This is a genomic window from Pedobacter sp. WC2501 (assembly GCF_052682415.1).
The window spans coordinates 2,785,570-2,806,732 of the sequence record NZ_JBQZFI010000001.1 but is presented as its reverse complement, the minus strand read 5'-3'; the positions used below and the strand labels follow the sequence as shown (position 1 = coordinate 2,806,732).

Annotated in this window: 26 protein-coding genes; 1 reads left to right on the top strand and 25 read right to left on the bottom strand. The window is 37.0% G+C overall.

Features of this window, described 5'->3' with window-relative positions; translation table 11 throughout:
* Window positions 1-34 precede the first annotated feature (34 nt).
* The 25 genes from ACUN24_RS12125 to ACUN24_RS12005 form a co-directional block, all read right to left on the bottom strand.
* Window positions 35-307, bottom strand: a complete 273-nt coding sequence (locus ACUN24_RS12125) for a Txe/YoeB family addiction module toxin (protein ID WP_227256263.1) — start codon at window positions 305-307, stop codon at window positions 35-37.
* Window positions 307-561, bottom strand: coding sequence for a type II toxin-antitoxin system prevent-host-death family antitoxin (locus ACUN24_RS12120; RefSeq protein WP_445562710.1), 255 nt, complete (start codon window positions 559-561; stop codon window positions 307-309). Before ACUN24_RS12120 ends, ACUN24_RS12125 begins: the two co-directional genes overlap by 1 nt.
* A gap of 219 nt (window positions 562-780) precedes the next feature.
* On the bottom strand, window positions 781-1,185 hold the full coding sequence (locus ACUN24_RS12115) for a hypothetical protein (protein WP_445562709.1): 405 nt from the start codon (window positions 1,183-1,185) through the stop codon (window positions 781-783).
* Window positions 1,186-1,322: 137 nt separating this feature from the next.
* On the bottom strand, window positions 1,323-2,780 hold the full coding sequence (locus ACUN24_RS12110; RefSeq protein WP_445562708.1) for a nicotinate phosphoribosyltransferase: 1,458 nt from the start codon (window positions 2,778-2,780) through the stop codon (window positions 1,323-1,325).
* A gap of 20 nt (window positions 2,781-2,800) precedes the next feature.
* A complete protein-coding gene (locus ACUN24_RS12105) occupies window positions 2,801-3,532 on the bottom strand; it encodes a metallophosphoesterase family protein (RefSeq protein WP_445562707.1) in 732 nt (243 codons plus the stop codon).
* 1 nt (window position 3,533) lies between these two features.
* Window positions 3,534-4,076 (bottom strand): RNA 2'-phosphotransferase, encoded by a 543-nt coding sequence (locus ACUN24_RS12100; RefSeq protein ID WP_132394846.1) that lies wholly within the window; start codon window positions 4,074-4,076, stop codon window positions 3,534-3,536.
* A 3-nt stretch (window positions 4,077-4,079) separates the two neighbouring features.
* Entirely contained in the window at window positions 4,080-4,721 is a 642-nt protein-coding gene (locus ACUN24_RS12095) for a DUF4291 domain-containing protein (protein ID WP_445562706.1), read from the bottom strand.
* A gap of 28 nt (window positions 4,722-4,749) precedes the next feature.
* A complete protein-coding gene (locus tag ACUN24_RS12090) occupies window positions 4,750-5,268 on the bottom strand; it encodes an O-acetyl-ADP-ribose deacetylase (protein WP_445562705.1) in 519 nt (172 codons plus the stop codon).
* 179 nt (window positions 5,269-5,447) lie between these two features.
* On the bottom strand, window positions 5,448-5,999 hold the full coding sequence (locus tag ACUN24_RS12085; protein WP_445562704.1) for an NADAR family protein: 552 nt from the start codon (window positions 5,997-5,999) through the stop codon (window positions 5,448-5,450).
* 38 nt (window positions 6,000-6,037) lie between these two features.
* The gene (locus ACUN24_RS12080; RefSeq protein WP_445562703.1) at window positions 6,038-6,523 is read right to left on the bottom strand and encodes a nucleoside 2-deoxyribosyltransferase domain-containing protein; all 486 of its coding nucleotides are present in this window, start codon (window positions 6,521-6,523) and stop codon (window positions 6,038-6,040) included.
* Between the two features lie 6 nt (window positions 6,524-6,529).
* Window positions 6,530-7,363, bottom strand: a complete 834-nt coding sequence (gene prs, locus ACUN24_RS12075; RefSeq protein ID WP_445562702.1) for a ribose-phosphate diphosphokinase — start codon at window positions 7,361-7,363, stop codon at window positions 6,530-6,532.
* A gap of 68 nt (window positions 7,364-7,431) precedes the next feature.
* Window positions 7,432-8,124, bottom strand: coding sequence for an NUDIX hydrolase (locus ACUN24_RS12070; protein ID WP_445562701.1), 693 nt, complete (start codon window positions 8,122-8,124; stop codon window positions 7,432-7,434).
* 63 nt (window positions 8,125-8,187) lie between these two features.
* On the bottom strand, window positions 8,188-9,183 hold the full coding sequence (locus ACUN24_RS12065) for a TerC family protein (RefSeq protein WP_445562700.1): 996 nt from the start codon (window positions 9,181-9,183) through the stop codon (window positions 8,188-8,190).
* A 14-nt stretch (window positions 9,184-9,197) separates the two neighbouring features.
* The gene (locus ACUN24_RS12060) at window positions 9,198-10,706 is read right to left on the bottom strand and encodes a helix-hairpin-helix domain-containing protein (RefSeq protein WP_445562699.1); all 1,509 of its coding nucleotides are present in this window, start codon (window positions 10,704-10,706) and stop codon (window positions 9,198-9,200) included.
* 8 nt (window positions 10,707-10,714) lie between these two features.
* Window positions 10,715-12,139, bottom strand: coding sequence for a PP2C family serine/threonine-protein phosphatase (locus ACUN24_RS12055; RefSeq protein ID WP_445562698.1), 1,425 nt, complete (start codon window positions 12,137-12,139; stop codon window positions 10,715-10,717).
* Window positions 12,140-12,151: 12 nt separating this feature from the next.
* Entirely contained in the window at window positions 12,152-13,204 is a 1,053-nt protein-coding gene (locus ACUN24_RS12050; protein WP_445562697.1) for a TerY-C metal binding domain-containing protein, read from the bottom strand.
* A 66-nt stretch (window positions 13,205-13,270) separates the two neighbouring features.
* Window positions 13,271-13,753, bottom strand: a complete 483-nt coding sequence (locus tag ACUN24_RS12045) for a hypothetical protein (RefSeq protein WP_445562696.1) — start codon at window positions 13,751-13,753, stop codon at window positions 13,271-13,273.
* A 1-nt stretch (window position 13,754) separates the two neighbouring features.
* Complete coding sequence (locus ACUN24_RS12040) at window positions 13,755-14,390, bottom strand: vWA domain-containing protein (RefSeq protein ID WP_445562695.1); 636 nt, start codon at window positions 14,388-14,390, stop codon at window positions 13,755-13,757.
* A 5-nt stretch (window positions 14,391-14,395) separates the two neighbouring features.
* A complete protein-coding gene (locus tag ACUN24_RS12035; protein ID WP_445562694.1) occupies window positions 14,396-15,034 on the bottom strand; it encodes a vWA domain-containing protein in 639 nt (212 codons plus the stop codon).
* Between the two features lie 8 nt (window positions 15,035-15,042).
* Window positions 15,043-15,462 carry a hypothetical protein gene (locus tag ACUN24_RS12030; RefSeq protein ID WP_445562693.1) on the bottom strand — a complete coding sequence of 140 codons (420 nt, stop codon included), beginning with the start codon at window positions 15,460-15,462 and terminating at the stop codon, window positions 15,043-15,045.
* Window positions 15,462-16,121, bottom strand: coding sequence for a TerD family protein (locus ACUN24_RS12025; RefSeq protein WP_445562692.1), 660 nt, complete (start codon window positions 16,119-16,121; stop codon window positions 15,462-15,464). The genes ACUN24_RS12030 and ACUN24_RS12025 overlap by 1 nt, the downstream gene beginning before the upstream one ends.
* A gap of 12 nt (window positions 16,122-16,133) precedes the next feature.
* Window positions 16,134-16,685 (bottom strand): TerD family protein, encoded by a 552-nt coding sequence (locus tag ACUN24_RS12020; RefSeq protein ID WP_445562691.1) that lies wholly within the window; start codon window positions 16,683-16,685, stop codon window positions 16,134-16,136.
* A gap of 58 nt (window positions 16,686-16,743) precedes the next feature.
* Window positions 16,744-17,412 (bottom strand): TerD family protein, encoded by a 669-nt coding sequence (locus ACUN24_RS12015; RefSeq protein WP_445562690.1) that lies wholly within the window; start codon window positions 17,410-17,412, stop codon window positions 16,744-16,746.
* 16 nt (window positions 17,413-17,428) lie between these two features.
* A complete protein-coding gene (locus ACUN24_RS12010) occupies window positions 17,429-18,004 on the bottom strand; it encodes a TerD family protein (RefSeq protein WP_445562689.1) in 576 nt (191 codons plus the stop codon).
* A 458-nt stretch (window positions 18,005-18,462) separates the two neighbouring features.
* On the bottom strand, window positions 18,463-20,025 hold the full coding sequence (locus ACUN24_RS12005; RefSeq protein WP_445562688.1) for a L,D-transpeptidase family protein: 1,563 nt from the start codon (window positions 20,023-20,025) through the stop codon (window positions 18,463-18,465).
* Window positions 20,026-20,299: 274 nt separating this feature from the next.
* Between ACUN24_RS12005 and hisG the strand changes: the two genes are divergently transcribed.
* Window positions 20,300-21,151, top strand: a complete 852-nt coding sequence (gene hisG / locus ACUN24_RS12000; RefSeq protein ID WP_445562687.1) for an ATP phosphoribosyltransferase — start codon at window positions 20,300-20,302, stop codon at window positions 21,149-21,151.
* Window positions 21,152-21,163: the final 12 nt, after the last annotated feature.

The following is a 21,163-nucleotide window of genomic DNA, read 5'->3' as shown; positions in this document are numbered from 1 at the left end:
AGATGATGATGCTTTATAACAGAATTATTCAGTTTTATTTGTCACCATAATGGCCAGCAGCCGACAAAACCAATACACTTATCGTTTCGCCATTTATTTGATAAACCAATCTATGCTTTTGCGATATCCTTCTAGAATATAAGCCAGATAAATTATATTTCTTTAGTTCTGGCTTCCCGGTTCCTGTGGTTGGATGCTCGATAAGTTCCAATAATAATTTTTGAACCTTGTTATAAGCAATTGAATCTGTTTTCTTTAACCACTTAAGATCCTCTATTGCCTGGGAGGTGAACTCTAGGCTATACATTATAAATCTTTAAGAAATTCTACTAAAGCATCTTTTCCTGTAACCTTAGTAACTTCTCCATTTTTTGCCTGCAAAAGTGATTTTTGAATCTTTTCGACCATCTCCTTTGAAAAGTAGATATCATCATTGGTGATTGGTGTTATTGAATACGCTTTATTCTTACCTCTTTGAACAATAATCTGTTCCCCACTATCGGCCATATCCATATATTCAGCCTGTTTTTCCCTAAATTCTCTGCTGCTTACTACTAACATAATTCTATTTTTAGTGTACCATATTGGTACAAATATAAAGTTTTATGTTATTACATCCTATCCGAATCGATTTGAATATTAATAGATTAGTTTGGTCGGTGATGACACCAATTGGTAGGAAAATACCTGACTGAATTTCATGTCTAAGATTCTTCACTATGTTCAGAATGACAATTAACGATGAAAAGCGAAATTTAACTGGTCCTAAATAAGATTAAATCAATAACTAAATCCCGGAAATTCGATATTTACAATTTTCCAGCTACCGTTGTACAGCGCGAAATACAGCTTAAAAGGTCCGCTTACAATTTTCGATTGTTTTTGAATAACATCTCTATAACCTGCAACCCCTTCAACAAAGCCCATGCCTTTACCCTCATTCATTAATTCAAAATTAACATCGATGATATCGTATCTGCCTCCAACATATTCATCGGACCGACCGAAAATACCTTTCAAACGCCCAATAATAACATCCTTGCCAATAATTTTATTACCGGGAAGAATAAAAAAATCATTCAGTTCTTCGGTAATGGCCTTCGATTGTTTAAACCACGCATTTATAAATCTGATGGCACTATTTACAATATCGGCTTGATGGTTAAATGTGGAATTGTTTTGCATTGTATCTTTCAAAAAATGAGGTATATCATAAAATAAATCTGTCACGTTGAGCCTGTCGAAACGTTTTATTATGCTCCTTCGACAGGCTCAGGATGACAAATCTATATTAATGATGCCACTCCAAAAACTTGGCGAAGTTAACTATTCTTTAGCCTTTCTCTAATGTCGGCAAGAGAATAATCAATTAACAGTTTGCCATCCCTGAAAACTTCCTTCAATTCGCCCTGTGCTTCTTCTTCCCAGGTGCATTGATCTTTCAATTCGTAATCTCCGTTGGCATTTTTAAAAATCTGCAATAAACCTTTTGCAGATTTCTTTGTGCCATCGTCGGTAATCGGATCTTTAAATATCTCGCGACCAACACCATCAACCTCGCCATAAGTGGCTTTCATTGCAAAACCAAAGGTATCGCGGGTATTGTACTGATAGGTGAAAGACCCGATACCAAAAACCACATTGGTTGAGGCAAAGCCTTTTGCTTTTAAACGTTCGCAGATTTGTGTAGCCCTTTCGGTAGTGATGCTATCACCATAAATGGCACCAATCTGTGGAACCAGTTCTTTAAAACCCTTATCGTTTGTTTTTCCACCAAAAACATCCCAAAGCAGTTCAATTACGCCCTTTTTCTCATTTTCGTTTTTGCCATTGGGGTTTCCGCAGATGATATCAACAGGATCTCCTGAATCTGGCCTGATCACCACCTTACCTTGACGGGCGATAATATCCTCTTTTAAAACAGGCAGATATTCCGTCAGCACCTTCCATAAATCCCAGGTATCAGAAACGATAGATACAATTCCTTTCGGATACACTTCTAAAATCAGTCTTTTAAAAGTTTCAAGTTCTCCGGTATTGGTCCCCATACACATTACCGAATGCTCTGTAGCAGCTACCGAACCACCGATTAACTCTTTATCTGAATCTGCTTTATAATATTCTTCTAAAAAATCAATGGCAGGAATGGTATCGGTACCTGTAAAACTCAATAAATGCCCTGCTGCCGAAGTTACTGCAGCTTCTATCCCACCCATGCCGCGCATAGAGAAATCGTGTCCTTGCCAATCTACAAATTCGGGAACGGATGAAGTTTCTGCTGCATATTGTTCCAAAATAGTACGGTACTGCTTGGCGATAGTAGCAGAATTGCATGGCAACCAAACCACTGCTGACAGTAATGTCTCGAAATAATTGGTCAGCCAGAAAAATTCGGGTTTGGTATTATACATCGTAAACATCGGCACACGCAAAGGCACTTCTGCGCCTTCTGGCAGCGATTTAAATACCATTGGGATATAACCCAGATCGTGCAGATCGGCAATATGTTGCGTACCTACCAGGTTTTCGCCCAAGTAATTATTGATCCTGCGGGCATATTTCTTTAAAATTTCTTCCTTTGGCTGTTTAAAGAAATTCTTGTTAAAATCTTCTATAATGTATTTTTTGATAAAATACTGCAAGCCAAAAAGCACCACATGGTTTACGTTTTCGAGCCTGCTTTTTCTTGGCGTCCAGTTAGAATAAACCAATGTGGTATTTTCTGGGTACTGTCTGCGGTGGTCAACTTTATAACCGTCTGTTAATAATAATGGATTCATGGTTTTGATGTATTTAAATATTATTTATTTCTTCCTTTTTCGTTCGGATATAAGCTTTGTAATGTATCGCTCTGCCAAAATACTTTTGTTTCGATATCTAAACAAGTCAATTTTCCGGTAAATGCAGCACCGGTATCAATATTCCAAACATTACAGCCCTGCATGGGTACATTAACATTGTAATAAAGCGTTGGCGTATGGCCGATGTAGATTTCGTGATAGAGCAATAAACGTTTCGGATAAATTGCGGAGTCCTTTTTAATTCTATTGTCCATAGTCAAGGCCATTTCCCAAAGTGTACGGTCCCACGAATAATTAGAAGAATAGCGCTCCTTTTCTGGTCCGTGCATGGAAGAAAAACCGGCGTGGATAAATAGGTTGTTCTGCTCATCAACATAATAATCGTGCATCCGTTCAAAGAAATCCAGGTGTTCCTTTCTAGTCACATCAGATAAGTCTTGATAACTCTCCATGGTTAATTTACCACCGTGAACAAACCAAACCTCATCCACAATATCTTTTTCCAACCAGTCGATACACCATGCATCGTGATTGCCTTTGATAAAGATGCATTGATGACTTTTTTCTAACTGCATCAAGTAATCGATTACCTGCGCCGATTCGCTCCAACCATCTACATAATCGCCAAGGAAAATCAGTTTGTCGTCTTTTGTTACCTCTGCACGCTCAAATAACTGGACGAGACCTTTTAATCCCCCGTGGATATCACCTATTACTAATGTTCTGCCCATTTTAAAACGTGATATATTCAGCAGGCACAACATCTGTAAGCCACACATTGTTATCTGATAAATAAAATTTATATCCTGCCTTGTGCATCTCTCCACTATTAATGGTAAGGATAACCGGTTTTCCCCTTCTTCCACCTACTTTATTCGCCGTTTCCTTGTCGGCACTTAAATGCACATGCTGTCTGCTCATTTTTTGCAGCCCTTGCAATTTAATATCCGTTAGGAACTTTTCGACTGTACCATGATACAAGTATGCCAATGGTTCGGCTTGATTTAAGTTTAAATCAACAGCAATAGAATGTCCCTGGCTTGCCCTGATCCTGGTTTTATCTTCGTTAAAGGCAAATCTTTTTTTGTCGTTATTTTCAACAACGTATTGAAGCAGTTCAAAATCTAATGTTAGATCATAAAGGTCGAATTTGGCAATCAGCTCATTCACATCTGCCCAGCCATTTTCATCGAGCTTTAGCTTTATGGTTTCTGGCGAATGTCTCAAAATATAGCTCAGCAGCTTGCTGATTCCTTTAGTTATTTTAGTGTCCATGACTTACTCTTTTATTATTTTCAACTTCCTGTTCAATATTTCATCGTTTAAAATGAAAGGTTTTTCAACAGGGGTCATTAAATTTTCCAGTTGGCTGTTTCGAACAAATTCATATTGTTCTTCTACAAACTGACTAATATCTTCAATTAACAAAATATCATCTTTCGCAAAAGATCTGATAAAATTATCCCTTAATCCAATCTGGATAGCCTTTCTTTCTTGTTTTGCGCCATAAGGATCGTGATCAGGATCCCACTGTAACCTGATATTAGAATTTTCCAGTTCATTTCTCCATTCTTCGTGAGAAATACCTTCTGTTTGATCGAATGAAGTATAAACTGCATTTTCAAGGTAATTACTGAATGCAGACATTTTTAGGTGTATGGCTAAAGTAATTTCCTGTCCTTCCTTGGTTCCCCAGCCGCTTCTGTACATCATCCATAGAAAATTGGGTTTTATCCATGTCATCCTGTTTAAACTGAACTCACCGCCGAAAAATTGATTTTTGACTGCAAATTCACCGATTTCTTTTCGGTAAGCCTGATAAACAATTATTTTTTCGTCATCATATTGGGCCATAATATGGCATCCTGATTTTGGCCATTCTAATATCTGTTCTTTATATTTTTTTACTGTTATTTTCATTATATAATTCTGTTAACAACTCACCTCATTAGTTAATGCGATTGAGTTTTTCTTCATAGCGCTGGTAATTTTCATCGTCGAAACAAACGAAGATTACCTTTTCTATTTTTTCTTTTTGTGTAAAATTATTTACTGCATTAATGGCAATATCTGCTGCTTTATCTTTAGGGAAATGATAAATTCCCGTACTGATATTAGGGAAGGCAATAATTTTAACATCATTTTCAACTGCTAAGGTTAAACTGTTTCGGTAGCAATCCGCAAGCAAAGCATTATTTTGTTCACTTTCTCCGTTCCAAACCGGCCCAACCGTATGAATTATATATTTTGCAGGTAAATTGCCTGCCGTAGTGATTACTGCATTTCCGGTCTTGCATTTCCCTTGTCTATTCCTGATGGCTACACAGGCCTGTAAAATTGCTTTACCACCCTTCCTGTGAATGGCACCATCAACTCCACCTCCACCTAGCAACGAACTATTTGCAGCGTTAACAATCGCATCGGCTTTAATTGTTGTTATATCGGCTTTGATTAGGGTTAAAATCATTTTTTGAATTTCTTATTTATAAACTGTTCCACCATAAACTTTCTTAAAAACATCGTCATTTCGAGCGTAGCGCAACGCAGTCGAGAACCACGAAGTGCTCAGCGAAGCTAAATCTATCTAAATAGATCTCTCCATTCCGCTGCGCTTCAGTCGAGATGACGGTCGATTAAAAAAACATTTCATTGATCATTAATTTTATTGGATGATATCTCATCCCTTACTTCCATCAATGCAAAACCCAAAAGATTTAAACCTCTCCAATTTTGAGGAATGAAAGCATTTGAATTATCTTCTGCCAAACCGATCCCCCAAATTGGATCAACCGGACTGGCTTCGGCCAGCACTTCATCTTTAGTTTGCAAAAGGAAAGACTTCAAATCTTCATTTTGGGAAAACTTAAGCAGATTTCCCTGTTTTACAATTTCATACTTATGAGCATCCCACTTTGCAACATCGAAGTTTCTGATTTGTCGACCAAGAACTTTTACATCTTTAGGAGATCCTTTTGCTAGTATTTTCCCAAAAATCTCTTGATCATTAAACAATAAAGCCTTTTTCCCCATCATGTAATGTTCAGCTGTTTGATAGATGATGTCATTTTCAACAAATGGAGATGGCCACCATTGACTCATGCAGGTTTTACTAATAGATCCATCTTTACTTCTTTTATGCCCCCAAAACAATAAAAAGTCGACTTCTTTTTCATCTACCGTTTTGAGTAACCAATTCATATCATACATCATAACCAATTGTTTTTAACAATCAATTTCTATTTGCTTTCTACCAACTTTTTAAGCTTAGTAATTACTACCTCACTAAGCTCATCGAAGGTATTATACTGATCAATCCCTTTTCTTCGGCATACAATATCAATATTCCCTTTTCTCCAAAACCCCTCTTCACAACAAACCATTAATTTGCCAGAATCAGCGAATAAACCTAACTCCATCATCGAAATTGGCGATTTGGAATTCGCTTCAAGGAACAACAAAATCACATCAGCATTTTCCATGGCATCTAATTCCCAATTCACCTGCTCACTAAACTGTCTATTTTCGATACGCTGTGTCCAGGTGTGATCCCAGGATTTTCTTCTTGGATTGAAAACAACTACATCATCCAAAGTTTCTTCTTTATTGGCCTGATCAATAAATTTCTGTTGCCAATCAATCGAATGGCCCATATCGATTGTTCCTGCTAGGAATATCGATACATTTGATGGTGCAAGAATCGCTGGTGGAAGTATCGTTCTCATATTGTTTTATAAAATATCGATTAATTTTATTTGTGTTACCCCTTCATGATCAACTTCTTTGATCGAATCTGTTGTAAAAATTTGCTCGAAATATTTGCCTAATTCATCAAAGCCTTTGCTAAATATGCCGTGACTAATCGCTAAATAAAGTTTGCCGGCATTTTTAGCTTTTAATGCTTCTGCTAAACCGATAAATGTACCGCCACCATCACAAATATCATCCACAATCAAACAATCGGCACCAGCTAAATCTTCAGCATATACTTTAAATCCTGAAAGTTTTCCTGTTTTCACATCGCGGCTTTTTGAACACTCTACCACTTCTGCACCACCTAAAAATTCAGATACTTTATAAATTTTCTTTAAAGCACCACCATCAGGAGAAATGAGTTTTACATCAGTTCCAATGTTTGCAATTACCTGCTTTATAAATTCGTGATTGGAAACTGTCACACAGTTATTGAGCAAGGCTGGTGTTACTTCGCTATGCGGATCAAAAACGGTAACACTTGCCAAAGTCATTGCATTAATGATATCGGCATAAACTTTCACCGATAAAGGCTCACCAGGAATCATTACCCGATCTTGCCTTGCTGCTGGAAAATATGGAATAAATAGATTGATTTCTTTTACACCCATTTTTTTCAAAGCATCAACGGTAATGCAGATCAGGCCTAAATCATTAAAAGAATTTATTCGGTGTGTAATAGTAAGCGGAAGGCTGGCATCAAAATTATTTGAAATTTTAATGTGTGGTTCGCCACCTGCAAATAAGAAAGATTTGTATTCGATTAAGTTATTTTCGCCTAGCGGAGTAAAACTTGGATTTAGATTCAACATATATTTGCGTATTATTTACACAAATATAAAAATCATTTTTAGAATACAAAGAATAATTTGTGTTTATTTTACGCAAACCTAATATCAAACTGGAAATTTTCCTTTAAAAGCTGATTGTATTTAGGTTTGTCAAACCTAAAAAGTTTGCCTGGCCTGCCGCTGGCACCTATTTTCACTACTTTGTCGGTTTCTGTAACAATTCCAAAACTTAGAATTTTTTTTCTGAAATTTCGTCGGTCTATATCTCTTTCTAAAATGGAGCAGTATAAATTTTCAAGGTCGGAAAAAAGAAATTCCTGATCCAACAGATCAAATCCGATTGGCTGGTAAGTGAGTTTGTTTTTTAAACGCTGATGTGCGAGATTAACCATTTCATTATGATCGTAGCCCAATTTTGGAATCTCTGTTATAGGAAACCATTTTGCATCTTTGGCATCGGTATCGGCTTTTAACACAAAATTTTTAGGATTAACCAGGGCAAAATAAGCGACAGAAATTACCCTAAATCGTTCGTCACGGTGAATATCATCACCAAAAGTACCCAATTGCTCCAGGTAATTTACCGTTATGCCGGCCTCTTCTTTAAGTTCGCGCTCAACTGCCATAAGCAAAGGTTCGTCGTCTAAAATAAATCCACCTGGCAAAACCCATCTATCGGCCAATTTACCAAATCTCTGCTGAACAGCCAACACATAAAGTGTTCCTTTTTCGTAGCCAAAAACAATGGCGTCAACAGCAATTTTAATATTTTGATCGATCATCCTTTAATTTGTGTTAAAACTACACAAAGTTAAGAAATTTCTAATTTCGAATCAGTTTAAAAATTAAGATGCTTTTTCTTCTTTCTCTGGAAACATTAGTGATAAAAGCACCGATAAAATTAAAACCCCACCAATTACAATTAAAGAATATATTGATTCGATATGAAAGAATGGTGCAATAATCATTTTTACCCCAATAAAAGATAAAATTATAGCGAGGCCATATTTTAACTTACTGAACAGGTGAATAAAATTATCCAACAAGAAAAACAAGGCCCGAAGACCTAAAATTGCAAAAATATTTGAAGTGTAAAGGATAAATGGATCTTTTGAAATGGCGAAGATTGCAGGAATGGAATCTACAGCGAAAAGTAAATCAGTAAACTCTATAACGGCTACCACCACCAATAGAGGTGTTGCTAACTTTACGCCATTCTCAATAGTAAAAAATTTATCGCCATCATATTTATCACTCACCCTAAAGAATTTCCTCACCAATCTGGCGCCTCTGGTATTGTTGTAGTCTTCTTCATCGCCATCATCATCAGCTGACCATGATTTTATTCCGGCATAAACCAGAAAAATACCAAAAAGCGTCATAATAATATTGATATCGTACTTAAATCCAGCTACTCCAAACAGGCTTAATATTTTATTCAGATAGGTTAATTCAATAAAAAACGCACCCGAGAAAATGAATATCGCCCTTAATATCAGCGCACCTATAATACCCCAAAAAAGTACTTTGTGCTTATTTTCATTAGCAACATCGAAAAATTTAAAAACTAAGATAAATACAAAAAGATTATCGACCGAAAGTGCTTTTTCTATCCAGTATGCTGACTGAAACTGGGTGAATTTATCAAAACCGAGCACATAATATACTGCTCCACTAAAAATCATCGATAGAGAAATCCAAACGATAGACCACGTGATGGCCTCCTTATTGGATATATTATGACTTTTTTTATTAAAAAGCCCTAAATCTATTATTAACATTACGACAACTACAACTGCAAAACCTGCAATTAAAAGTGGGTGATCAAACATATTATCCATAGTACTTTTGAGTTTTATCTGTTCGCAAGCGTGATTAAAATTACTCTTCCACCCTCTTCTTTCGATAGCAGCAGCTTTTTACCGTCCGTCAATTCGACCATTGATCCTACCGGAATTTCTTTATCTTCTGTTTTATCGACCAATGAAGTTAGTGTTTGATTCACCAAAACCCATTTCCCTTCGTGAAAAGTAAAATAGCCCACCGGATTTTTTTGTTCGGCTGTTAGTTTTTCATTCCTGATCACATTCCGATTAACATGCCACTGAAATAAATATTGGTTGTTATACACCATTAACCTGTGGTTTTTAGGTTTCCAAACCGTTGGCTGAAATTGGTAATATAAATCTAAAACCGGCAGTGTTCCTTTATGGCTTGTGCCACAAAAAGGGCACTTTGGTATGGTAGTATTATCAAAAACATACCATTTTTGATCGCAATAAATATTGCTGCACTGCTGCATCAGGTCAGTAGTTTTTAACAGGGCAATTTCCCATTCTTCGGCAGTAGGACGTTGCATCGGGTTGTGCAAACCATCTATAAAGGCTTTATCAAACAGCGCTTTAAGATACGGGCCTGTAATGGTGTAAGGTAATTTAGTTACATCTGCCCAATAAATATCCCATTTGGAGACCTGATTCATTTTAGGCCGGTTTGATAAATCGGTAGGATGCTCTACAAACAATGCTTTTTCGCCCATGCTCAACAAATCATCTTTCTCGGTATCCAGATCGTGTACTTTACTTCCTTTTAACGGATGCCGGTGCAGTAAATACATGTAAATTAAACAGGCCAAAGCATGCAAATCGGTTAACCTATTGGGTAACTTCCTCGCCGGATCGGTTTTATTTAAATGTTTAGTGGCTAATACTTCAGGCGCTATAAAATCTGCCGTTCCGATCACTTCTGCCTGAAATAACCCTGGAACAACTAAACCATCCAAATCGATCATACAGGCAGAACCTGTTGATGGATCGATCAGCACATTATTGTAGGATAAATCGGAGTGAGACAAGCCCATCTGATGCATTTTCTTTACACCACGGGAAAGGTTAACACCAATTTGAAAATAATTTAACCATCTACCCAATTCTGTTTGATCCAAACTCAGCGGAAATTGTTTGTTCCGGAATTTAGCCCCAGCAAACCATTTTCCATTTTTTTCTTCTCCTTTGATCAGATCGCTTGATGTATAGCCTTTAGCAAAAAAGAATTTCGAATTGTAAATGGGAACAATAATCCCAATTCTATCTCTAGTTTCTATCAGATCAGTAGGCCAGCGGTATATTTCATCCAAATAGTAATCCCCCGCCTCTTTAGATTGAATTTGATTTAAATATTTCGTTACAATTTTTGTTAGGCGTTCCTTCTGATTAAAATCTTGTTTCTCTTTAAAAATGGCAACTACATATTTACGATCGGGACTAAAATATACATTTTTGGCAGTTCCGCTTTTAGGATCGCCATTATCTATATATTGATAAGACTGGCCGTTTAATATAGATTTTACAGTTATTGTTGACATGGCGGTTGTTAAAAAATGATGGCCAAAGTTCGATCATCGTGGTTTCCCGGACTCCAAAAATCCATCCAGGCAGAGAGTTGATGAGCAATTTCCTGATTTGAAGGATCGAAATCTACTGCTACTTTATCTTCATTATCTCCCTTTAAATCATCAATAAATGCTTTCCATTTTTCCAATTTCTCTAAATTGGCCTCTACCACAAATTTTGCATCGTAAATACCATCCGTCATGAGCATAAGGTAAGAAAAATCGTCGGTTAATGTAAAACCAAAACGGGTAGAGAATTTTTCACTGCTAAAAATCTCAGGCATGGTTATAAATCTTGTTCCACCGCCAAATTCGCCTACATCAAGCCAGTTCATGAGCTTAATTTCAGTTAAATCTTTATTTAGCAAGCCTATTGGGCAATCGCCAACGCCAAAAGTTAAAATGGCATAACCAAAATCGAACTTTTTCAAAAGCGCAAAAATTAGCGTGGAATGAAAGTCTTTTATCGGGCATTCAGTCATTATTGCAAAGGCCTCAATTTGTTTATGGGCATAAAGTGCAGCTTTTGAAAGGTTGTTGTAAACAAAGTGGCTGATCTGTTTATCGTCTCCTCCTACCTGATGGTGGTGCAATAAGATTTCATCAAAGGATTCTAAATCCGCTTCGGTTAAATTTTGAGCAAAATAATCGATAACTGCTTTGCAGGCAATTTTAGATCCCTGCCTGGCTAACTTTGCGCTTCCGGCACCGTCAGCCACGCAAACAACGCTCCATCCATTATCTTCAAAGTGTTTAAAAGCATAGTCGTCTTCTCTAAAAGAACCTACATTGGCATGGCTCCTACCCCTTTTGGAAGCAACCACGATATGTTTATCACCTAGCGGTTGAAAATCATCAACCTGATCTGGTTTCCAATAGTTTTGAGCTTTCCAATGATCATCTTTTTGATCATCACTGGCAATATTTTTCCAAAGCGATTTAGGATCGGCATTGATCACCAAAGAGATCATTTTTACATTGGGTTCAGAATTTTGATCTTCGCCCAAAACCTTAAACTTCATTTTGACTTTAAAATCGCCGCTTTGACTCGGAATTCCTTCAATAAGCTTAAGATTAGCATTAAAATTTAAGCCATATTGATTTAAATTATCAAATTCGACAAAAGTGATATTCTGCAATTCAGACTGGTTAAAATCCAAAACTGCTTTGTATGGTTTTGCAACCGTTGCATTCGGAATGATAATCTGTTTTGCCAAAACATCGTCAATCTTGACCTTTAAATCCCAATTCTCCATTATATTTTTATGTTTTTCTTTGATCAGCTTTACAGCTTCAATATTAAATGCGTCACTCACATACCGCTCAAAGAGATTTTGTTTATTTGATAATACCTCAATATTATTCGCTTTGAATAAACTTTCAAGGTATTTCTTCGTTTCAAGCATCCGTATTAATGTTTAACCCTGTGCTCTTCCAACATCAAAACCACCTTCGCCATAACCATAACTGCCTACATTACCGCACCATGGACAGGTACTCATACTTTCATCACCAATACAGTGTATCTTTTGGCATTGGCACATAGCCAAACCAAACTGGTTGCCACAACAAGGGCACGATGGTGCGCCAATTAATTCTTCAGTATTAACCTTTTGTTGTATGCCATTATCTTCGCAAAACTCGTAATAAGAATTGTCTACCTGAAAACCACCTACCAGCCTATAGGCCTGGGTTTGCAGGTTTAGGCCATCAAACCCCGATTCGTTAATTACTTTTCGATATTTCATTAAATACGGCCGTTTTGTATTTTGGCATTTGGCCGATAAAACGACATAATTGTTATCCACATACTGGTTACTGGCCGGTGCTTTGGAAATATCAATTTTAGAAAGTGTATCGCCATCTAATTTTGCCAGTTCGAACCCCGATTCGTTATTTTCGACACTGATGCTACTTGTTTTAATGGAATCTGTTACCCATTTAAAAAACTTATTGTAATCTTCAGTAGTTGCATTTTTAAATTGAAGCACATTTTCAGTTAACTCAGCTAAAATCCGGGTATCGGTACTGTCGCCAAAAGAAATGGCGACCATATTTGCGGTACGCTGCCAGTTTTGTTTCCATTCGGCAATAGCGCTTTTGCTATCATCGGTGGGTACACCATCGGTAAACAAGAATACAATTGGTTTCCAATCGCCTTTTTGTTCCATGGTGGTTTTAACAATATCTTTTCTCATCTGGAACATCAAATGCCCTAAACCTTTACTTAAAGAAGTGCCGCCACCAATGGGAAATTTAGGCGGATAAAAACTCACTACCTCCTGTAAAGGAACAAGGGTTTTGGCTTGTCCGGCAAAAACAATGATCGAAATCCAAACCGTTTCTATCGCATAAGGATCGGTTTTAATGGCTTTAATAATGGTTGCCATCCCTTCTTCAACCTGTTGGATCTGATCACCAACCATCGATTCGGAAATATCTATTAAAAAGTAAATGGGTAATCTTCTCATATTATAAATAATTGGATTAATGGTTTGAATAAGGAAATAATTTTATGATCCTACATTAAGCTGGTATCATCGGGAAATTATACGACGGATTTCTTTAGCAACATCCCTGTAACCATCTTTAATCCGTTGATTGTAATTTGTACAACCGTAAACAACCACATTATTTGTTCCTTTTAAATGATTAACAGAGAAATAGGTATTTACTTTGTTGTTAAAGATTAGCACCTCATTATTTTTACTCTTTTTATCAAAAACATCAAGAAACTGCACATTTAAATAAAGGCAATCACCTTGTAAATCTGCTGCAAGGACCTTAAAATCACCATATTGATTGCTTCTCAAATTCAACTCGGCATGGCGCATATTAAAATCAGGGAACTTAAAGCTTTCATAGCAGATTAAAATTCCATCTAATGTTGTTTCAGGAAATATATCGCTGGTAGTTAAAGGCTGATAATGTGAACCGTTATTACTGTCTCCACCAGATGACATTTTAACAATAAAACCGATAACCGTAATGGCTATACTAATTATACTTAGAACATCCATATTAAATAATCAAAGTAATTTCGTTAGGTGGTGGTGGCAAAGCCACACTTTCGCCTGTACCCTGGCTTTTATTTCCCTGTTCGATGGTTTCTGATACCCATTTAAAAAACTGCTTCAGCGTAGCACTATCAGCCGTATCTAAATGAACAACATCGGGTGTAAGCTCTTTTAAGAGAGAATCATCGGCCAAATGCCCGGCAGCACAACAAACTATTGCGCCAAAATTTAGCGACTTAATTTTAGGCAGCATTTCCCGATACAATTGTAAATCGTTTGGTTTTCCGTCGGTAAACAAAAAAAACAAGGGTTTCCAATCTCCTTTTTGCGTAGCATTACCTTTTATTACTTCAACCTGAACTTTCTCGTATAACATTTCCAGCGCTTTACCTGTATGGGTTGGTCCGCTTTGCGGACAGCTGATTTCTGGAAGCTGAAAAGATGCCAATTCAGTTAAGGGTACAATTTCTTTAACCTCCCTATCGAAGGTAACCATGCTGATCCACAAAGAATCTAATGCTTGTGCATCTGCCCTTAACGTGTTGATCATTCCGCTTAGTGCATTATTTAAAGCCTGAATGGGTTCGCCATACATCGAGCCTGATGTATCAATCAAAAAGTAAACAGGTAATCTTCTCATATTCTCTAAACTACGATATTTAATTCTGATGGGGGTGGCGGCAATTCTTTAATACCTTGTATTTCTTTTCCACCATCTTCCACCCTTGTAGAGGTTACCCCAATAGATGCCGTTACCCATTGAAAAAACTTGCCGATACTTGCAGAATCGGCAGTATCTAAACTCACTACATTTTCGGTAATTTGCTTTAAAATAGCCGTATCTGCCCCGGCACCCGCAGCGCAGGCAACGGTAAAGGCTGTTTTACGCTGTTTAAATTCGTTTTGGCCCGGCAACCAATCGTCAGTTGGTATTCCATCTGTCATGATAAAAACCAAAGGTTTCCAGTCTCCTTTTTGCTCAGTTGTGGTTTTTGCCACCTCATTATCAATTCTGTTGGCCACCAATTTTAATGCTTCACCTAAGGCAGTAGTACCTGTTGCCCTTAAATCGACCATTTGGAATGATGCCAAATCGGTAAGTGGTATAATCTGCTGTGCTACACTATCAAAGGTAATGATGCTGATAAAAGCAGTTTCTATCGCCTGAGGATTTTGTCGCAATGCACTGATCATTACCTGGACGCCATTTTTTACTGCCTCAATGGGTTCGCCGCTCATGGAGCCTGATGTATCTAACAACAGGTAAACTGGAAGTCTTCTCATGTTATAAATTATTGAGGAATATTGTTAGTATTGGCCGTTTCCTGATTTGATGAATGAACATGGTTTTCTCCGTGCCCAGGTATGTTATAAGTTGTACCTGCACCATAAGTTGGGTCGTTTTGATTGAGGTGTGCTAAAATTTCGGTAGTGTAATCTTTCCCACCACGCAAAATAGTCGCAATATTCCCAATAGTATAAATTGGTCCCCATGGGATGCCCCACCAGCCTAAAAAGAGATTGGTAAACAAATACCCCAAACCTGGTGTAATCCTGCTTTTACCAGGATGGATAAAATGAAAATCAGACGGTCTGTTAAAGGTCATGATTACAACTGAAATGCAATATTTATACATCACAAATTTACCGCCCTGAGCAACCAAATTCCTTATTTCGCTGCCGCTTAAACCTTCTATATTTTTGATATCCATTATAAATACGATTTTAAGATTAAATGAATGGTTTGCCCCAAAAATGTATCGGGGGTGGGGTCTCCAATGGCATCAAATTTCCATTCATTGTTGCGTTTATAAAGCTTACCCATAATGAGTGCTTTTTTGCCAACATAACCCGATTCTGCTGATACATTATACGATGCAAAAACCTCTTTAACCTGTGTTGGCGTTCCTTCGTACATCCTGATTTTTGAGTAAGGAACCTGAGAAAAATCCTCTTTACCTACATTGTTTAGAAAGAAGAATATCTTAGCAATTTTGGGATCAATTTTTGATAAATCAACCGTGATAATTTCATTGTCCAAACCATCATCACCACCCGAATCGCCTTCCAGGTCATCACCAGTATGCCTTAAAGCACCATCTAACGAAAGTAATTTTCCTTTTGGCAAACCAAATTGTTGTAAAAAATCTATCCTGTAAAGTGGAGAATAAATATGATCGCAAAGGTTATTGTTGTCATCAATGAGGATACAGCTAAGATCCAGATCCACATTTTGTTTATTGGTGGTTAAACCCAAAAAACCTTTAGTTTCGATTGCTCCCCAATTAACGCCTACACAAAAACTGGTTAAAGTAGCACCACTTTCTTTCCGCAGATCGATTTTTTGTCCTTTTGATAAATTAATTGCCATTAAATGCAGGTTTTAGTTGTACTTATTTAAGAAAAATTCCAATCCATCTTTCATTCCTACCCCTACAGCCTCAAATTTCCACTCATTATTGCGTTTGTAAATCCGACCAAACTCAACTGCGGTTTCTATAGAAAAATCTTCTTCTAATTCATATTTCAGGATTTCATTCTTAGCACCATCCAATACCCTGATGTAAGAATTCCTGATCTGCCCGAAATTCTGCCTTCTATTCTCGGCATCATGAACAGTAACTACCACACAGATTTCTGTGGCAGCTGAGCCGATTTTTGATAGATCTACCTTAATCTGTTCATCGTCACCATCACCGTCACCCGTTAAGTTATCGCCAGAATGCTCAACAGCACCATCTGGTGTTTTTAGATTGTTGTAAAAAACAAAATGTGAGTCGGATAATAATCTTTTATTATCGCCCAATACAAAAACTGAAGTATCTAAATCAAAACTAGAACCCGTTGATGCACTATTGGTATCCCATCCAAGTCCGATGGTAAATTGAGGAGCATTAATTGCTTCTCGTTGCCCCTTTTGCAGGTTAATTGCCATATCTGGTTAGTTTACTGTTAAGCTTTTTAATATAGCGACAGTGGTTTAATTATAAATGTTATGCGTTTACGTATTTTTTTAAAATCTCCAAGAAACTATCTGTTTGATGAGGTTCGCCAATGGCCCTGAATTTCCAGCCACCATCTTTACGGTAAGCTTCGGCAAAAACCATTGTACACATCCCGTTTAAGGATGCATCACCAGAGAGGCTATACCTGGTTATTTCTTTTCCATTTGCATCAACAGCCCTTATAAAGGCATTTTCGACCATGCTAAAATGCTGATTGTTCTGCCTGCCCTGGTAAATAGATACCACAAAGATTATTTTCTGGTAAATGGTATCCAATGCATCTAACTTTACAATAATCTGCTCATCGTCGCCATCACCTGCACCCGTTCTGTTATCTCCGGTTAGCCAGATATTCCCGGAAGGGTGCCGCATTGAATTGAAGAAAATTACATCTCCTTCAAATAATCCAACCTGACGACCATTTTGGTTAACAGTTCTGCCCAGATTAAGGATTTTATCATGGCCATCCAATAAGAAGGCAATGGCATCCAAATCGAATTCTTCTTCTTTAGGGGCGAATAATTTACCAAGAAAACCAGTGTTTTTTTGACGGACATCCCATCCCAAACCCATCGTAACCTTCGATAAATCAAAAGTTTCTCCTTTATCATTTTTACGGAGATCAATTGTTTGACCTTTTACTAAATTTATAGCCATAAGAGCGTTTTAGATATTATTTAATAATCTGACCTTTAAAATATTTCGACAGGAAAAATGATAAATCTTCGCGATAACCGATGCCAGATGCTTCAAATTTCCATTTACCCTCACGTTTGTATAAGCGGCCAAACTCTACCCCGGTTTCGATAGAAAAATCTTCGCCCAGTTCGTACTTGGCAACCTCTTGCCCATTACTGTCATCAACAATACGGATATAAGAATTTCGCACCTGCCCGTAATTTTGCTTGCGACTTATAGCATCATGAATGGTTACCACAAATAAAATTTCCTGTATCTGGGAATCAACTTTAGAAAGATCAACCTGGATACTTTCATCGTCTCCATCGGCACTATTTCCTCCGGTTGGATCATCGCCTGTATGGTGTAAAGCCTGATCAGGTGAATCGGTATTTCCGTAAAAAACAAAATATTCTTCGGCAGGGATCAGTCTACCAGAGTTAATCATAAATGCTGACGCATCTAAGTCGAAATCGTAACCAGTACCTTCATTCGGATCCCAGCCTAGCCCTACAGTAATTTTCGATAATCCGATATCAATTTTTTGTCCTTTTTGTAGATTAATAGCCATTATTAATTTGATTTTTTATAAAATGTAACTGTAAAAACGAGATGTAACTCAGTAATACTGCAGTTTAACGCAATAAAACATAAAAAAGAACAAGCTGCTTTTATAAAGCATATGTAATTTCAACTCCAATAATAAGGATATGGGATTGCTACAGCGACGGGGATTGAGCGTTATTTTTATGTCCTGTAGCCTTGATTATCTGTTTAAATGTTTATAAACAAATATATTATTTTGGAATTTAATTCCAAATCTCATTTCAATAAAGTTACCAATTTTCGTTTGTTGTGTCAGATGTTACCACCTATTTGGTGTCAGATATTACATCTGACACTATGCAATTATCGATTATAATACTTAATCAGATCACTATATACGAATTTAAAAATCAGCTCTTATTTTTTCGCTCACGTTAAGGGATCAGTCAGATGGTACCATCTGACTACATATTCTTGGAATTTTTATCTAAACTTTTTCATGGCAGTCCAAAGTTTTTCATCCATACCATACACATCAGGTCTGTATTCGATCTTGTCATTTTGCGGCCAGGCCGTGATATAGGTAATGATTAACGGAACATTTTTCTTTGGGGCAAACCAAGCTGGTTTTAATTGAAATGCTTTGGTGGTATCTGCCTTTTGCGCCATGCGTTTTTTATACCATTTTACATGCGTACTATCTATCGGTGGTAAATCTACCTCTGCCCTAAGCTTATCATAAGCATAAGAATCTTTCACCAAAAGTGCGGCAAATTCTAACGGCTTTTCGATGCGCACACAGCCGTGACTAATCGCTCTATTCGTCAGGTTAAATCCGTTCTTATTATTGGTGTCGTGCAGGTAAATACTCGAGCTGTTATCGAAGATAAATTTGAACTTCCCTAAGGCGTTTCCACCGCCTGATCCCTGCTTAAATTTGAAGGGCAATTTATCACGCGAGTACCTGTTCCAATTGATGGTATCAGGCTCACCAATTAGCTTGTCTTTATAGTAAACTTTAATGTTGTTATTCGATAAATAATAAGGATCTTTTCGAGCCATCCAGTAGATCTCACTTTGGGCAATACTTACCGGAATATTCCAGATTGGATTGGCCTGAATGGAGTTGATTTTACTGAACAATAATGGCGTCTCATGATTCTTCGGTTTATCATCTAAATTACCCGATTTTGCAAAGGCTTTTAGCTTATCTTCATAACCATTTTCACGCTTGCCACCAACACAAACTTTCATCGTAATTACGGTATCTGTTTTATCTAGCCAGGTTAACCTAAAATCAGGAATATTTACCTGTACATAGTTATCTCCCATCTCTGGCATTTTCCAACGGAAACGTTCCATGTTCAATAATAAAATCCGCTTCTCACTTTCCACATCCGTATTTAAATAGGCAGACTGTAAAGCTTTATATTGAATCGATTTTGGTTGAACAGATCTTAAGGTATCCAAAAGACTTTTACCACTTAAAAGATTAATCATCCCCAAGCTGTCAGGGCGTTTTACTTTAATGTAATAACGCGAAAAGATAGTTCGGGGATTTACTACCCCATATTTAAGGTAATTATTGTAGTTCAAGTAAGCATTTGCCGATAGCAGTTCTAATTTGGCAATTACAGGATAACTTTCCTCAACTTTTTTAAACTTATTGGCTGCTAATACTGCTAACAAGCTTTTAATTTCATCCCCTTTAAAGATCTTTGGGTTAAAGCCATGCACCTTGCTCTGATCTAAATAATTCACTAATGAATCTAATTCTCCATTAATATAGAATTGCGTAACCAACTTAGGTTGAGCGTTATTATTGGCATAAAATGCTTTTATAGTTTTAGGGTTAACGAACTTGCCCGAAAGACTGTCCATTGTTTTCACAAAAATGCTGTCATAAGCTACAGTATCGAAATCTTTGTAGATTTTATTCTTAAAATGCTCAGAAAGCACTTTTCCAATCTCTGGTGGGCTTTTAAACCACCCACAGGCAGAAATAAACAAAATAAAGGGTAGAATTAGAAAGCGAAACTTTTTCAAAAGAGTAAAATTTTAATATAAATATGGGTTATTAACAATAAAAACAGCATAATGGCAAATTAAGTGCCATTATTTTTTGTTTTATCATTTCAAACACTATATTTGCCAGTGCTTATCAGCTAACGTATTGATACTGGCAGAAATAATTTATGAATTTAACTTTGAACCATCACTTACATTTACACCATCGCCGATAGGCGATATGATATGTTTGTTTTGTACTTCAAAACTTTTTTCCGTAAAATAATTTCTTGTTCACTCTATATTCAATACTTTGAAAACACTTAAAATCGCTATCCAGAAGTCGGGTAGGTTAAACGAAAAATCTGTAGAAATACTTAAAAATTGTGGCTTATCTTTCGAAAACTACAAAAGTTCCCTCATCTCAACCGTTACCAATTTCCCTTTAGAAATCCTTTTTCTTCGCGATGATGATATTCCTGAATATGTACAAGACGGCATTGCTGATCTGGGCATAGTTGGTGAAAATGTAATTGTAGAAACCAAAGCTGAAGTTGATTATCTGCAAAAATTAGGGTTCGGAAAATGTACCTTAAAAATCGCTGTTCAGGCCACCAGTAATATTCAAAAATTGGAAGAGTTGAATGGCAAAGCCATTGCTACTTCTTACCCGGTAATCCTTGAAAAATTCTTAGAGGAAAAAGGCATAAAATCTGATATCAGAACCATTTCAGGATCGGTAGAAATTGGCCCGGGCTTAGGCTTAAGTGATGCCATTTTTGATATCGTATCAACAGGTGGAACATTAAAGAGCAACGGACTAAAACCATTTGCTGATGTGATGCAATCGGAAGCCGTTTTAATCGGAAATAAATCAATAGCCGAGAATCCGGAAGTTGCAGAATTGCTTCAACGCATCCGCTCTGTACTTAGCGCAAAATCTAACAAATACGTGGTACTAAATGTATCAAAAGATAACCTTCAAAAAGTAGTTGATTTACTGCCAGGGGTAAAAAGTCCAACGGTAGTTCCGCTCTTCGAACCAAACTGGGTTGCTGTTCACTCTGTAATTGCCGAGGAAGATTTCTGGGATAAAATAAACAGTTTAAAAGCAGCAGGTGCCGAAGGTATTTTGGTAATGCCAATCGAGAAAATAATCAAATAAATCGTTTAAATT